This is a genomic window from Collinsella aerofaciens (genome assembly GCF_040910325.1).
In the GTDB taxonomy this organism is placed as follows: Bacteria; Actinomycetota; Coriobacteriia; order Coriobacteriales; family Coriobacteriaceae; genus Collinsella; species Collinsella aerofaciens_BL.
The window spans coordinates 1-14,268 of record NZ_JBDGAV010000008.1; the positions used below are offsets into that span (position 1 = coordinate 1).

Sequence of the window (14,268 nt, forward strand, 5' to 3'; positions counted from 1 at the left end):
GCTCGAGATACCCAAGCTCAGGCACGGCACCTACTACCCCGAGGGCATGCTCGCGCGATGGTCGCGCGTCGACACCTATGTGAAAGAGCATGAACAGGAGTTTATCGAAACCGCCAACGAGTGCAGCGCAAAGGCAGTACAAAAGACGCTGACGCAGCAGCGGAAAGAGCTTGACAAGGCACAGAGCCGGATTAGCGAGCTGAATATCTTATTCCGCAAGCTCTATGAGGACAACGCTTTAGGGAAACTTTCTGATGAACAGTTTGCTTTTTTGACTTCCGGCTATGATGAAGAAAAAAAGACGCTGACACGGAGGATTGCGGAGCTGTCACAGGAAATCGACAACGCCACCGAGCGCAGCGCGGACGTGAAAAGGTTTGTTGCACTGGTACGCAAGTACACCGCCATTACCGAACTGACCTACGAAAACGTCCATGAATTTGTTGACCGTATTCTTATTCACGAACTGGATAAGGAAACGAACACCCGCAAAATCGAAATCTTTTATAGCTTTGTCGGCAGAGTTGATACAGGCGACAAGCCCACCGAAAGTATCTCCTATTTCAGACAGATAGGAGCCGACGTAAAGAGTTATGCTATCTAACATACATCAAAAAGAGGTAAGATAACGCCCTCTGCAAAAAAGGTTACGTTATCTTACCTCAACAAATGGTTGTCCGGCGTTTGCCCAGATAAAACCTGCCAAAATATACCTGTCCCTTTTTGGCAGGTTACTCGGCGCTCTTGAGGGCGCCGACCATGTCGATCTTGTTGAGCGTTCGATTGGTGGCAAGGTTGACGATAAACGTAAAGGCAAAGGCCAGCAACACGGATAGCACGTAGCTCAGCGGCTCGACCTCAACATCAAAATACAGCGACGGCATCTGCAGGATGTACGTAAAACTCTCGGCCAGCAAGCCGCCTAGCGGTACGCCCAGTGCGGCGCCAATCGCCGTGAGGATCAACGTCTCCTTGTTGACGTAGTGGTGCACCTCGCCGCGACGGAAGCCCAACACCTTAATGGTCGCCAGCTCGCGCTCGCGCTCGGAGATATTCGTGTTGGACAGCGTAAACACCACCACAAACGACAGGCACGCCGCCATAAAGGTCACGAGCACCACGACCGAATTGATAATCGTAAAGTTCGCCTCATAGTTTTCCCAATGCTCGGCCGTACTCGAAATCGTAAGCCAACCGTCACTCTTAAGATTCTTGCTAAACGCAATCTGGTCGGCCGACGAACCCTTGAGCAGTGCAAAGATGCCGTTAAGACGCGCGCTTCGGCCGAACGTGCGCTCATAGGTGCCCTGCGTCATGTAAAGCGTGTTGCCCAGATAGTTAAGCGAAATGTCGCTGACTTTGACCTTGGCAACATTGAGCGACGAATCCTGGACGTGAGCCGTATCGCCCGGCTGAATCCCCAGCACCAGCTGTGAACTTTTGCTCAGATACACGTCTCCGTCACGCAAAGGCAGCGGTTCTTTGGACTCATCCTCCAGACGCACGTAATCGCCCAAGTCACTCGTGCGGTCATCGGGCACCACGATCAGCTGCACAGTCTCGCTCTTGCCGCCAAATGTAAAGGTGACGTTGTCGGTCATAATCGGCAGCGTCGAAGTCACGGTCACGTTGGAATCATTGGACGCGCTGCGCCCATCCAATGCCGCGCACGTCTGTGAAAAATCGTCGGGATTGGCGACCGCCAGCAGATCGTAGCGCGTGACGTGGCCGTACTGCTTGGGCGACAGCGCGACCGACGTATCACGAATGCCCATGCCGCAAATTACAAGCGCTGTGCAGCCCGCGATGCCAAAGATGGTCATAAAGGCGCGCTTTTTGTAGCGGAACAGGTTACGCGCCGCCACCTTGTTCAAAAAGCCCATGCGACGCCAGATAAAGCCGATGCGCTCAAGCAAGATGCGCGAGCCGGCACGCGGGGCCTTGGGACGCATAAGCGAGGCTGGGGTCTCGGACATCTCGTGGCGGCAGGCGATAATCGTAGCGCCCACCACGCCCACGGCAAACAGCGCCACCGACACGAGCGACGACACGATGTCGTACGAAAGCAGCATCTGGGGCAGCGAGTACATGTCGTCGAACACCGTAAACAGGAACAGCGGCAGGCCCACAAATCCGATGATGTTGCCGAGCACGCCGCCGATCAGACACGCCCACAGCGAGTAGTCCACGTATTTGGACAGAATACGCCCACGTGAATAGCCGAGCGCCTTGTACAGGCCAATAAGCGTGCGCTCCTCCTCGACCATGCGCGTAGCGGTGGTAAGGCTGATGAGCACGGCGACGATAAAGAAGATAAACGGGAACACCGTGGCGATGGCCTCAATTGACGAGCTATCGCTTTCCACGCTCGAGTAGCTTGCGATATTGCCGCGGTCCTGGATGTACCACGTACATTCGCCTAGATCGGAAAGCTCGGCGCGGGCATCGGCAAACTGCTGGTCGGCGGCGGCGCGGCGCTGATCCAGGTCGGTCTGCGCTTGCACGCGCTCCTCGCTGCCCTCTGCCATGCGATTGATGTTGTCCTGCTCAATCCCAAAGAGCATATTCGCCTGACGCTCAGCCGCGTCCAAGCTCGCCGGCGTGTCGACCGTCAGCTCCTGGGCGCGCGCCTTCTCACGCTCCTCGCGGATCTTCTCGATATTGCCCTTGACCTCATTGATCTTTGCCGCGTAGGAATCCGAATAGGAGTTGAGGCTCTTGGCTCCCTCGACGACCACGTGGACCGCGGAGTAGGAAGAAGATGTCGCGGCGTCCTCGCTCACATAGAACTTATAGTCCGCCGCCGAAGCAGCGCGAAAGGCGTTGACTGTCGAGTCAGAACTTACATCAGTGGGGTCGAGGACCTCAGCCGTAATGGTGTAATCGCCCGCGGCAAACTGGTCCTTGGCGCTTTGATTGGACGAGCTCGCGTCATTGGCGGCAAAACTCACCGTATCGCCGATTTTCTTGCCCGATGCCTTCAGGAACTTCGAAGTCACCGCGACTTCATCGGCGCTCTCGGGCAAATCGCCGTTCACGAGCACCGGCTGATCGATGTTCTCCTTGGAAAGACTTTGCACGATCACGCGCTCGCGTGTTGTGCCCACGGCGGTGTAGGCGGTCTCGGTGTAGATACCCTCGGCCGTCTCGACGCCGTCGACCTCTTGGATAGCCGCAAGATCGTCGCGCGTAAGGCCATAGGTCGACTGCACGTTAATGTCATAGACATTCTGCTGGTCAAAATAGGCGTCGACCGAATCGCGCAAATCTTCGCAGCCTGCCTTAAGACCGCACATCACGCTCACGCCAAGCGCGGTGATGACCACGATAGACAAGAAGCGCTTAAGACTGCCGCGGATTGTACGGTAGATGCCACGGCGAAAAACCGTCGGCACCATATCGTTTGAGCTCTGAGCGGTGCGGTAGGTCGCAAACTCCCGGTCGCGACCCGCGCGCTCCGTATCGTGGTTTTGGCTGTTTTGGCGGTCCTGGTCCATGGGCGCTACCACTCGATCGTCTCGATAGGCACGGGATTTTGCTGGACCGTCTCGCTCTCCACGCGACCACTCTTAAAGCGGATCAGGCGATCGGCCATGGGCGCGAGCGCGGAGTTGTGCGTGATGATGATGACCGTAATGCCCTGCTTGCGGCAGGTATCCTGCAGCAGCTGCAAGATCTGCTTGCCGGTTTTATAGTCGAGCGCGCCCGTGGGCTCGTCGCATAAAAGAAGCTTGGGGTTCTTGGCCAGTGCGCGGGCAATGGACACGCGCTGCTGCTCGCCGCCCGAAAGCTGCGCGGGGAAGTTGGCGAGGCGCTCGCCCAAGCCAACCTGGCGAAGCGTCTGTTCGGCATCGAGCGAATCGGGGCAGATCTGAGCTGCAAGCTCAACGTTTTCGAGCGCCGTCAGGTTGGGAACCAGATTGTAGAACTGAAAGACAAAGCCGACGTCGGCGCGGCGGTACTCCACAAGCTGCGCCTCGTTGGCAGAGCTCACGTCGCGCCCGTCCACTGTCACGGAGCCGGAGGTTACCGTATCCATGCCGCCTAGGATGTTGAGCGCCGTAGTCTTGCCGGCGCCCGAAGCGCCCAGGATAATGGCGAGCTCACCGCGCTCAACGGTAAAGCTCGCGCCGTCGAGCGCATGGATGCGGGCATCGCCCTCGCCGTACGCCTTGATGACGTCTTTGAATTCGATATAAGCCATCGATTAATTCCCATCTGGTCGGATAACTCTTTAGTATTACCCATTTCACGCCGACCAAAAAGGGACAGGTTCATTTTGGCAGGTTTTATATGGGGAAACGGGGAGCGCAGGCAAGCGCCGGGAAGGCAGAGAAATCATCGACGGGGTCAGGCCGACCGCCAAACACAACGCACGCATCTCTATCTGTCAGCAAAATCATTCGAACAGCTGTTCGTTTCTATGATATGATTCCGTTATCTAAGCAGGCCAATACGCAGAAAGGCGGCCAACATGGCGTTCGACTTTAAGAAGGAATGCAAGGAGCTCTACAAACCTGCAAGCAAGCCGAGCATCGTAACTGTCCCGCCTATGAGCTACGTAGCCGTTCGCGGAAAGGGCGACCCAAATACCGAAGGTGGCGAGTATCAAAACGCACTGCCGTTGCTTTACGGCATCGCCTATACCGTCAAGATGTCGAAGAAAGGCTCAAGGAGTATCGAGGGCTATTTCGACTTTGTGGTACCGCCGCTCGAGGGTTTCTGGTGGCAAGACTCCCCGAGCGACGACATCGATTATGTACGCAAGGACGATTTCAACTTCATCTCGTGCATCCGCCTGCCCGATTTCGTCACCCGAGATGACTTTGACTGGGCAGTCGCGGAAGCCACGACCAAAAAGAAACTGGACTTTTCCGCCGTCGAGCTGCTTAAAGTTGACGAGGGCATCTGCGTTCAATGCATGCACACCGGGCCCTACGACAACGAACCGGCGACCGTAGACGCCATGCATGAATACGCGACCGAGCAGGGCTATGTCCCCGACTTCTCAGACACCCGTTTACACCACGAAATCTATCTCTCCGATCCACGCAAATGTGCACCGGAGAAACTTAAGACCGTGGTTCGTCATCCTATCAAGTGCGCTGAATAGCGTGGAGCGTCATCTCACGCGCTAGGTTTTAAGCCGGCCAACCAGCCGCCTCCTAGGCCGTCCGGTAATTATCTTGACGCGGCCCGTCGCATCTTATAAGTTTGTTTTGCTAAAGCTGGAAAGCCTCTCAACGATGCGCAACTCCAGCTCTTTTTCTATCAAGAGGCTTAATGAAATACCAGAAGTCGCGGATATCCATCAACGAACAAATAGCACTATTGACAGAAAACAAGGGTCTTAAGTGCTCTGATCAAAGCGAACTCGAGCGAGCTTTGGTCGAAGCCAACCACTACAGACTGTCGGCCTACTGGTTTCCCTACAAAACCAAATGCAAGTCCGGGATTACCATCTTTCGCGAAGGCACAACATTCGAAACCATCATCTACACGTATGAATTTGACCGAGCCCTCCGGCAGTTAATGTTTGATGCGGTCGGCAGAATTGAGATCTACCTCAAAAGCAGAATTGCCTATCTTGCCTCTGAGGAACGCAGGCCTTTCTGTTACCCAGATGTCGCCATAACGAGGCTCAACTCGGCATGTCCATCGCGCTTTGCGCCGCGCTGGGCTACGCAGCCGTCTTTGGCAGCGCCACCAATACGCTGCTCGCACCCATCCTGATTGGCTGCGAAGTCTTCGGTTTCGGTAATCTGCCGGCATTCTTCATCGTCTGCGTCGCGGCTTACCTGTTCAACATGGATAAGTCGATCTATGCCCTGCAGAAGCGGGCGTAGAAAGATGTCCAAGCAAGTGGTCTCAACCGGAAACGGCATCCCACTCTAAGGCTGTATTCCGGGACACGGTTTCCGTTTGGGACGCCATTCGGAAAGCGCATCCCGTTCTTTCACGGCGTCTTGGCTATGCAAAGTGCTCGAACGTTATTCCTCGTACGCGCCCTCGAGCCGAAGCAGCCACTCCTTGCGGTCAAGCCCGCCGGCATATCCGTTGAGCGAACCATCGGCGGCAACCACGCGATGGCACGGCACGATAATCGAAATGGGATTGCGTGCAACCGCAGCCCCCACGGCACGCGGGGACACAACGGGAGCCTCGTTTCCCGGCACACGATGTCGAGCCGCAACTCGCTGGGCTATCTCACCGTACGTAGCGACCTCGCCACGCGGGATAGAAAGCAGCTCAAACCAAACCTCGCACTGAAACGCCGTGCCAATCATATGCAACGGCGGCGTAAACCGAGGCTCCTGCCCCGCAAAATAAGCATTCAGCCAAGCCCAAGAACGCTCAAGCACCGAAGAAGCCGCACCATTTGCCGGATCCACCGAAGACATACCGCCGGCGCCAGAAACCGCATCGGCACCTTCAACGTGCTCCGCATCTTCTTTGAGCAGCGTAGAGCCAAAGTGCTCCTGTCCCTCAAACCAAAGCCCCGTCAGACCGCGGCCATCAGCGGCAAGCAAGATTTCGCCCAAAGGCGAAGCAAACGTCGTCGTGACCACCTGCGGCTCCTTTCAAAACTCCGCAAACATAATACCGCGAACTGTGCAGACAACCCCGCAGATACGTCTGGGCGGGCTCGTAATTGTTTAAGCGAGGCTGTTTTCCCCAATCAAGCGAAGAAGACGCGGGGCATCGACGCCAGAGCGGTACCTCTATCAGCTGAGCTCTAATACTTTCCCGAGAAGTGAACGAGTAAAATCGAAGCCCCGGAGCATCCACACCTTTAGACCGCAAAACCGCAGGATTCGCGCAACAAAACCGCAGGAAATGGCGGTCAAAATATGCCAATGCTTCGGGGGTCCAAATAAGGTCGTTCACTTCTCGGAAAAGTATTAGACCTCGATTCGCACCAACCCCAAAGTCCCCGCAGGCAGCAGGCGCGACAGCGCCGCAGCTGCCGGCCGCGCCCCACAGTCCCCCAAGGCGGCAGGCGCAAAGCGCCGAGGCCGCCGCCGGGATCAGGGCCCGCAACGGCCACGTGCCCTCACATCAGCCCAGCGGCCCCAACCAACAACGGCCCCATCGCAGGCCGCTCGCAGCAGCGTCACCGCAGGCGGTGGCCGGGCTTGGTTTTCAGAACACTCCGCAGACCAGTGTGGCGCCTTGTCCGCGGCTCCGAAGGAGCAGGACAAGGCGCCACACATGGTCGAGGACGTTCTGAAAACCAAGCCCGGCCACCGCCGGACAGGTCACACTACTCGCAGAGCAGCTTAGCGATCTGGACGGCGTTGGTTGCCGCGCCCTTACGGATTTGGTCGCCGCAGCACCAGAAGGTGATACCGCGCGCGGCCTCGGGGTTCGAGATGTCGCGACGCACGCGGCCGACCCAAATCAGGTCCTGGTCGGACGTATCCATCGGCATGGGGAAGCGGTCGTGTGCATCCTCGGCAACCATATCGTCAACCAGCTTGACGCCGGGAGCAGCAGCCAGCGCAGCACGGGCCTCTTCCACCGTAATATCGCGCTCAAACTCGAGCGTAATGCTCTCGGAGTGCGAACGCAGCACGGGCACGCGCACGCAGGTGCAGTTCACGCGCAGCTCGGGCAGGTGCATGATCTTGCGGCCCTCGTTTTGCAGCTTCATCTCCTCGGAGGTAAAGCCTTCCTCCTTGACGCCGCCGATCTGCGGAATCAGGTTGCTCGCCAGCTGGGCGGCAAACGCGCGCGGCTCGGGAATCTCCTCGCCGCGGCCCAGGGCGGCCAGCTGAGCCTCGAGCTCGGCCATACCGGGAGCGCCGGCACCCGAAGCCGCCTGATACGTCGAGACGATCATGCGCTTCACACCGGCGAGCTGATGCAGCGGCCACGTGGGAACCAGGCCGATGATGGTCGCGCAGTTGGGGTTGGCGATAAGGCCGTGATGCCACTTGATATCGTCGGCATTGATCTCGGGCACGACCAGCGGCACCTCGGGATCCATACGGAAAGCATGGCTGTTGTCGACCACGACGGCGCCGCGCTTGACGGCCTCGGGCAGCAGCTCCTTGGCGATATCGTCGCCGGCAGCGCCGAGTACGATGTCGCAGCCCTCAAAGGCCTCGGGGCAAGCCTCTTCGATCACAATCTGCTCGCCGCGGAACTCAACGGTCTTGCCCGCGGAGCGTGCACTTGCCAGCAGTTTGAGCTTACCGACCGGAAACTCCTGCTCGTTGAGGCACTCGAGCATCTGGGTGCCCACGGCTCCCGTCGCGCCCAAAATAGCAACCGTGTACTGTTTCATGCTTCCCCCTTTAAAGGTTGTGGCTATCGCCCGCACGCCAAGCAGGCCGATTATTGTTGCCAGTGTATACAAGAACGGGGCGGGCACGAAACCCGCCCCGTCGAAACGAAACCGAAACGAAACGCCCCGCCGTAGATTTTTGAGGCGAGTCCCAAAAATCTAGCGAGATAGCAGCTACTTGTGGAGCGCAGCCAGAGCAGGATCGACCGGCGCGGAAGCCTCCAGGTCGGAGACCTTCACAATGCCGTTCTCATCGGAGAAGGCACGGTAAATGGTCCGAATCGCCAGATCGAAGTCCTTCTCCTCCACGCCAATGATGATGTTGATCTCGTCACAGCTCTGTGAAATCATACGCACGCTCACGCCCGCCTGGCCAAGCATGCCAAACAGGTGGCCAGAGATGCCGGCACGACCGCGCAGGTTGCGGCCAACGGTCGCGATAAGCGCCAAGCCCTCGACAACCTCGATCTCGAGCGGCTCGACCTCCTGCTGAATGTCGCCCACGAGCGAGTACAGCGAATCGTGAACGTCCTGCTCCTGCACCACGGCGCCAAAGCGGTCGACACCGGTGGGCATGTGCTCGACGGAAACGTCATAACGCTCGAACACCGAAAGCGCACGGCGCATAAAGCCAACGCGGGGCTTGGTGCGGTCGCGGGCCACGTTGATGGCGACAAAACCGCGCTTGCCGGTCACGCCGGTAATGATGGGCTCTGCCTCGCCCTCATCAGCCGTCTCGCTAATGATGGTGCCGGGGTCCTGCGGCGCATTGGTGTTCTTGATGACCAGCGGAATGCCTGCCTCGCGCACGGGGAACACGGCCTCCTCGTGCAGGACGCTCGCACCCATGTACGAAAGCTCGCGCAGCTCCTCGTAGGTAACGCGCGCAATGGGCTGAGCCTCGGGAACAATACGCGGATCGGCAGAATAGAAACCCGAAACGTCGGTCCAGTTCTCGTACAGATCGGCGCCCAGGCACTTGGCCAGGATCGAGCCCGAGATATCGCCGCCGCCACGGTCGAGCAGCTTGATCTGGCCCTCACGCGTCGCGCCGTAGAAACCGGGCATAACAAAGCCGCCCTGCTGACCGTACTCCTGCACCAGCTCGGAGGTGCGATTCATGCTGAGCGTACCGTCGTGATGGAACGCCACAACCGTCGCGGCGTCCAGGAACGGCAGGCCCAGGTACTCGGCCATCAGGCGAGCGGTGAAATACTCGCCGCGGCTCACGAGCTCCTCGGTAGAGTAGCCGCCCGAGCGGGCGCGCTCGGCAAAGGCCGCGAACTCCTCGCGGATGGGATAGGTGAGCTCCAGCTCGTCAGCGATATCAAAATAGCGCTGGCCAATGTCCTCGAGCAGTTCCTCGCACGACACGTGATACTTAACGTGCGCGTTAACCAGGTAGAGCAGGTCGGTCACCTTGGTGTCGCCCTTAAAGCGGCGGCCGCAGGCGGAAACCACCACAAAACGGCGGGCAGGGTCGGCGTCGACGATGGCCTTGATCTTCTTGAAGTGTTCAGCGTCGGCGACCGACGAGCCGCCAAACTTGGCAATCTTAATCATGGGCTTGAGGTTACCTTTCTAAAAAGCCTCTGCAAACCTATTTTGCGCGCTCTGATACCATGGTTTCACCGATTGGGACCAAGGCATCCGAGGAGCAGTGTTATATGGGAACTTATCATAGTACACGAGGACGCACTTTATCGTGCTCAAGTAAGGTGGCAATCCGTACCGGCATCGCTCCCGACGGGGGTTTGTTTGTCTCGGACGAGCTCGGCACCCAGCAGGTCGATATCAGCTCGCTTGCAGATAAATCGTACTTTGAAATCGCTCAAGATGTGTTGGGAATGTTACTGAATGATTACACGGCCGAAGAAATTTCGGCGTGTGTCGACGAGGCATACCGCGGCACGTTCGCGAGTGAAGAGGTTACGCCGCTCGTCAAACTCGACGCTGCGCCGGGCGCCGACGCCCCTCAGACCTATGTGATGGAGCTCTTTGGCGGCCCCACAAGCGCCTTCAAGGACGTCGCCCTGCAGATGCTCCCCCGTCTGATGGCCCGCACTTCCGCCAAGGACGGCGGCGCCGAGCGCATCATGATCGTCACCGCCACGTCGGGCGACACGGGCAAGGCCGCGCTCGCCGGTTTTGCCGACGCTCCGGGCACGGGCATCACCGTCTTTTATCCCGAGGGCAAGGTCAGCCGCGTCCAGAACCTGCAGATGTCCACGCAGGAGGGCGATAACGTCGCCGTCTGCGGCATCCGCGGCAACTTCGACGACGCCCAGAGTGCCGTCAAGCGCATCTTTGCCGATAAGGAGCTTGCCGAGCGCTTGGAGGCCGCCGGCACGGTGCTTTCGAGCGCCAACTCCATCAACGTCGGCCGCCTGGTACCGCAGGTCGTCTACTACTTTGCCGCCTATGCGCAGCTGCTGCGCGCCGGCGCCATCGAGGCCGGCGACGCCGTGGAGTTCTGCGTACCGACCGGCAACTTTGGCGATATCTTGGCCGGCTACTACGCCAAGCGCATGGGTCTGCCCGTCGCCAAGCTCGTCGTGGCGAGCGACAAGAACAACGTGCTTGCCGACTTCCTGACCACCGGCGTTTACGACCGTAACCGCCCGTTCTTCACGACCATCTCGCCGTCGATGGACATCCTTATTAGCTCCAACCTGGAGCGCATGCTGTACTTCCTGTCCAACGGCGACTGCGAGCTCGTTGCCGGCCTTATGGAGCAGCTGGCACAGACTGGTCGCTACGAGGTTCCCGCCGACCTGCTGGCAAAGATTCAGAGCGTCTTTGGCTGCGGTTGGGCCAGCGAGGACGAGGTCCGCACTGCCATCAAGAGCTGCTGGGATGCGAACGGCTACGTGATCGACCCGCACACCGCTTGCGGCTATCACGTCTTTGAAAAAGTCGCTCCCGCCGAGGGTGCCAAGGCCCGCGTGCTGCTTTCGACCGCAAGCCCCTACAAGTTCCCGCGCGCCTGCTGCGACGCCCTGGGCCTCGACGTTCCCGAGGATGATTTTGAGGCTATGCGTGTGCTCGAGCAGGCCACCAACACGGTCGCCCCGACCCAGCTCGCCGAACTCGAATCCAAGCCCGTCCGCTTCGAAGACGTCTGCGACGTCGATGAGATGGCAAGCTACGTCGAGTCCGCAGCAAAAAAGATGGCTACCAACTAAACCCCTTATAAGGCGCCGGCGAAAGCCGGCGCACCTTCTTTTTATTTAGCTTTCGGGATGATGACGAGCATGCGAGCGGGTCTGGCCGTTTAGTTCGTCGCGAGTTCCGCACGAGCCGGAAAGCACTTAATGTGCTTTCCGAGCGAGCCAGGACTGCCCGAGCAGCGAACTAAACGGCCAGACCCGCCCAGGAGGACCCACATGATCAAAATCACCGTCCCAGCAACCAGCGCCAACCTAGGCATTGGCTACGATACCCTCGGCATGGCCGTCAGCCTCTACTCGCACTTCACCTTCGAGCGCGCCGACAAGCTCACCATCACGGGCTGCCCCGAGGAGTTCCAAAACGAGAATAACCTGGTCTACGTGAGCTTTGTGGATGCACTGGCCGCATGGGGCGAGTCGGCTTTCCCCGTTGCCATCGACATTCAAACTGATGTGCCCGTCGCCCGCGGCCTGGGTTCCAGCTCCACCTGCGTCGTCGCTGGCATCATGGCGGCCGCCGCGCTGACGGGCCACACCGTCGACCGCGCCGAGCTCGTCCGCATTGCCACCGAGGTCGAGGGCCATCCCGATAACGTCGCCCCCGCTATCCTGGGCGGCGCCGTCTGCTCCTTTACGCCGACCGATTCGCTCCCCCAGTGTCTGCGCTACGAGGTGAGCGATCGCTTGCGTTTTATTACCGTGATTCCACCTTACGAGGTGCACACGAGTGAGGCGCGCAAGGTCGTGCCACAGGAGATTCCGCTCTCCACCGCCGTGTGGCAGATGGGCCGCATCGCGGGCATGACGCGCGGCCTGGAGACCGGCGACCTTGACCTGATTGCCGCCGCCAACGACGACCGTATCCAGGAGCCCTATCGCCGCCGCCTCATCCCCGACTACAACGCCGTGCGCGACACCTGCCTTAACGGCGGCGCCAAGACCATCTGGATCAGCGGTTCAGGCTCGACCCTTATGGCGGTGACCGACGACACCATCGTGGCAAAGTTCCTGCAGGTCAAGCTGCGCGAACAGTTCCCTAAGTGCGACACGCATATTCTGACGTGCGACACGGAAGGCGCCCAGATCGAATACCTGTAGTCGCCGTCCCGTATACTCGCCGGGGAGGCCAGGGGCTTTGCCCCCAAATCGTCCTCGGACATGGCAGGACCCCCGCTGCGCACTTCGTGCGGCGGGGGTCCTGCCGTCCTGCGGAAAGATTTGGGGGCAAAGCCCCTGGCCTCCCCTACGTTAGCTTCGCTGGCGGCGGCTACAGAGACCTACGCTCTGGAAAGTCGCCGGGCTGATAGCCTGCCTTTTATTGATAGGGGCGCTTATTAGAGGCAGGCCTCGGCGATGCGGCGCTTGAGTTCGTCGATGCCGGTGCCGGTTTGGGAGCTTGTGATGATTACGTTCTCGGCCGGGACGTTGAGTTGCTTTTTGATGGCTGCTGCCTGGCGGGCCTGCTGGGTGCGGCTGAGCTTGTCGGCCTTGGTGAGGCAAACGATAAAGTTGAACTCGTTGCCCTGCAGGTAGTCGATCATGTCATGGTCGAGCTTACTGGGGTCGTGGCGAATGTCCACCAGCGATACAACCAGGTTAAAGCTGCGCTCCGAGTCGAAGAAGTCGCCGATAAGCTCGGCCCAGCGGTCACGCTCGGCCTTGGAACGACGGGCGAAACCATAACCCGGCAGGTCGACGAAGTGCACGTCGTCAGCCTCAAAGAAGTTGATGTTGCTCGTCTTGCCCGGTGTGCTCGAAACCTTCACCAGGTTCTTGCGGCCAAAAAGCTTGTTCATGATCGACGACTTGCCCACGTTGGAGCGGCCGACGAAGCTCACCTCGGGGCAGGTGGACTCGGGAATCTGCGAAACCTTGCCATAGCTGGCAACGAACTTGGCAAGCTGGTAGTTAATGGAATCGGCCATGGACACTCCTTGGTCGTAGATTTTTACAAAACGGGTGTGCTATTGCGCGGCGGCGATACGACGAACGATGTCAAGCGTGATGCCGCTCGCGGTGCGAGCGTACTCATCCAGATCGAACTCGCGCTCGCAAAACGCGTCATATGCCTCGTCACAATTATCGCTGATAGCGCGCAGCACCAGGCAATCGACACCATTCTTGGCCGCGATGTGCGCAATTGCCGCGCCCTCCATCTCGACGCAATCGGCATGCGTGGCCTCAATCGCAGCGTTACGCATGGCGTCACCCGTAACAAAGCGGTCACCCGTGGCGATAGTGCCACACAGGAACTGCTTGGGGTCCTTCTCCGCAGAATTCTCATCCGCCGAGGCATCCACAAATCCATGCTCGGCAAGCACGGCGGCGGCAACATCAGCCAACGCCGGCGTCGAGACAAACTCCTCGAGTCCCGGCGCCGACTCGGCGATGAGCGCCGTGTCAGTATCGAGATAGCGCAGGCACTTGCCTATAACCACGTCGTTAATATGGAGCTTAGGGTTTAGGCCACCCGCAATGCCCGAAAACACAACGGCCTGCGGGGCATATTTGCTGATGAGATGCTGCGTTGCCGCCGCGGCGTTTACGGTTCCCATGCCAGCGGTCGTAGCAACAACGGACAAACCGTCGAGCTCGCCGTTGACAACGGTCAAGCCCGCCTCTTGTGCCACACGAGCGCCGTTCAGTTCTTCTTTAATCTGCGCAACCTCTTTTTCGAGTGCACCGATGATTGCGATGGTAGGCATACCATCCCCCAAACCCGTGAAAACTGCTATCCACGGTATGGTACCAGCATTTTGACTCAACCGCGCAATACGAAGTCGCTAGACCACCGCAGCGCGGGTATCG

The 14,268-nt window shown here is 58.9% G+C and carries 13 protein-coding genes; 6 read left to right on the forward strand and 7 right to left on the reverse strand.

Annotation, left to right across the window (positions count from 1 at the left end; all coding sequences use genetic code 11):
* Window positions 1–604, forward strand: a 604-nt coding sequence (locus AB5Z25_RS04600) for a DUF4368 domain-containing protein (RefSeq protein WP_368134902.1), incomplete at its 5' end; no start/stop codon positions are given.
* 127 nt (window positions 605–731) lie between these two features.
* On the opposite strand, the gene AB5Z25_RS04605 is transcribed toward AB5Z25_RS04600, so the two are convergent.
* Both AB5Z25_RS04605 and AB5Z25_RS04610 read right to left on the reverse strand, forming a co-directional pair.
* Complete coding sequence (locus tag AB5Z25_RS04605) at window positions 732–3,497, reverse strand: FtsX-like permease family protein (RefSeq protein WP_368134903.1); 2,766 nt, start codon at window positions 3,495–3,497, stop codon at window positions 732–734.
* Between the two features lie 5 nt (window positions 3,498–3,502).
* Window positions 3,503–4,204: an ABC transporter ATP-binding protein gene (locus AB5Z25_RS04610; RefSeq protein WP_227790901.1), complete on the reverse strand. Its 702-nt coding sequence runs from the start codon at window positions 4,202–4,204 to the stop codon at window positions 3,503–3,505.
* A gap of 270 nt (window positions 4,205–4,474) precedes the next feature.
* On the opposite strand from AB5Z25_RS04610, the gene AB5Z25_RS04615 reads away from it, so the two are divergent.
* The 3 genes from AB5Z25_RS04615 (at window position 4,475) to AB5Z25_RS04625 (ending at window position 5,846) form a co-directional block, all read left to right on the forward strand.
* Complete coding sequence (locus AB5Z25_RS04615) at window positions 4,475–5,113, forward strand: GyrI-like domain-containing protein (protein ID WP_368134904.1); 639 nt, start codon at window positions 4,475–4,477, stop codon at window positions 5,111–5,113.
* 170 nt (window positions 5,114–5,283) lie between these two features.
* Window positions 5,284–5,733, forward strand: coding sequence for an Abi family protein (locus AB5Z25_RS04620; RefSeq protein WP_368134905.1), 450 nt, complete (start codon window positions 5,284–5,286; stop codon window positions 5,731–5,733).
* Complete coding sequence (locus tag AB5Z25_RS04625) at window positions 5,652–5,846, forward strand: chloride channel protein (protein ID WP_195520693.1); 195 nt, start codon at window positions 5,652–5,654, stop codon at window positions 5,844–5,846. The genes AB5Z25_RS04620 and AB5Z25_RS04625 overlap by 82 nt, the downstream gene beginning before the upstream one ends.
* A 144-nt stretch (window positions 5,847–5,990) precedes the next feature.
* Here AB5Z25_RS04625 and AB5Z25_RS04630 read toward each other — a convergent pair whose 3' ends face one another.
* From AB5Z25_RS04630 to AB5Z25_RS04640, 3 genes are all read right to left on the reverse strand, one after another.
* Complete coding sequence (locus AB5Z25_RS04630) at window positions 5,991–6,569, reverse strand: methylated-DNA--[protein]-cysteine S-methyltransferase (RefSeq protein ID WP_368134906.1); 579 nt, start codon at window positions 6,567–6,569, stop codon at window positions 5,991–5,993.
* A 695-nt stretch (window positions 6,570–7,264) separates the two neighbouring features.
* Window positions 7,265–8,290: an aspartate-semialdehyde dehydrogenase gene (locus AB5Z25_RS04635; protein ID WP_368134907.1), complete on the reverse strand. Its 1,026-nt coding sequence runs from the start codon at window positions 8,288–8,290 to the stop codon at window positions 7,265–7,267.
* A 174-nt stretch (window positions 8,291–8,464) separates the two neighbouring features.
* Window positions 8,465–9,853 carry an aspartate kinase gene (locus tag AB5Z25_RS04640; protein WP_138113249.1) on the reverse strand — a complete coding sequence of 463 codons (1,389 nt, stop codon included), beginning with the start codon at window positions 9,851–9,853 and terminating at the stop codon, window positions 8,465–8,467.
* A 104-nt stretch (window positions 9,854–9,957) separates the two neighbouring features.
* Between AB5Z25_RS04640 and thrC the strand changes: the two genes are divergently transcribed.
* Together thrC and thrB are read left to right on the forward strand one after the other, a co-directional pair.
* A complete protein-coding gene (gene thrC, locus AB5Z25_RS04645) occupies window positions 9,958–11,475 on the forward strand; it encodes a threonine synthase (protein ID WP_368134908.1) in 1,518 nt (505 codons plus the stop codon).
* Window positions 11,476–11,676: 201 nt separating this feature from the next.
* Complete coding sequence (gene thrB / locus AB5Z25_RS04650) at window positions 11,677–12,558, forward strand: homoserine kinase (protein WP_368134909.1); 882 nt, start codon at window positions 11,677–11,679, stop codon at window positions 12,556–12,558.
* A gap of 236 nt (window positions 12,559–12,794) precedes the next feature.
* On the opposite strand, the gene yihA is transcribed toward thrB, so the two are convergent.
* On the reverse strand, window positions 12,795–13,385 hold the full coding sequence (gene yihA, locus AB5Z25_RS04655; RefSeq protein ID WP_055252447.1) for a ribosome biogenesis GTP-binding protein YihA/YsxC: 591 nt from the start codon (window positions 13,383–13,385) through the stop codon (window positions 12,795–12,797).
* Between the two features lie 39 nt (window positions 13,386–13,424).
* A complete protein-coding gene (mtnN, locus tag AB5Z25_RS04660; RefSeq protein ID WP_035137633.1) occupies window positions 13,425–14,165 on the reverse strand; it encodes a 5'-methylthioadenosine/S-adenosylhomocysteine nucleosidase in 741 nt (246 codons plus the stop codon).
* Window positions 14,166–14,268 lie beyond the last annotated feature (103 nt).

Excerpts from the sequence above, each read along its gene's own strand:
- AB5Z25_RS04625 (WP_195520693.1), top strand. The coding sequence starts at position 5,652 with ATGTCCATCGCGCTTTGCGCCGCGCTGGGCTACGCAGCCGTCTTTGGC.
- mtnN (WP_035137633.1), bottom strand. The coding sequence starts at position 14,165 with ATGCCTACCATCGCAATCATCGGTGCACTCGAAAAAGAGGTTGCGCAG.
- yihA (WP_055252447.1), bottom strand. The coding sequence starts at position 13,385 with ATGGCCGATTCCATTAACTACCAGCTTGCCAAGTTCGTTGCCAGCTAT.
- thrC (WP_368134908.1), top strand. The coding sequence starts at position 9,958 with ATGGGAACTTATCATAGTACACGAGGACGCACTTTATCGTGCTCAAGT.
- AB5Z25_RS04640 (WP_138113249.1), bottom strand. The coding sequence starts at position 9,853 with ATGATTAAGATTGCCAAGTTTGGCGGCTCGTCGGTCGCCGACGCTGAA.
- thrB (WP_368134909.1), top strand. The coding sequence starts at position 11,677 with ATGATCAAAATCACCGTCCCAGCAACCAGCGCCAACCTAGGCATTGGC.
- AB5Z25_RS04615 (WP_368134904.1), top strand. The coding sequence starts at position 4,475 with ATGGCGTTCGACTTTAAGAAGGAATGCAAGGAGCTCTACAAACCTGCA.
- AB5Z25_RS04620 (WP_368134905.1), top strand. The coding sequence starts at position 5,284 with ATGAAATACCAGAAGTCGCGGATATCCATCAACGAACAAATAGCACTA.
- AB5Z25_RS04605 (WP_368134903.1), bottom strand. The coding sequence starts at position 3,497 with ATGGACCAGGACCGCCAAAACAGCCAAAACCACGATACGGAGCGCGCG.
- AB5Z25_RS04635 (WP_368134907.1), bottom strand. The coding sequence starts at position 8,290 with ATGAAACAGTACACGGTTGCTATTTTGGGCGCGACGGGAGCCGTGGGC.
- AB5Z25_RS04610 (WP_227790901.1), bottom strand. The coding sequence starts at position 4,204 with ATGGCTTATATCGAATTCAAAGACGTCATCAAGGCGTACGGCGAGGGC.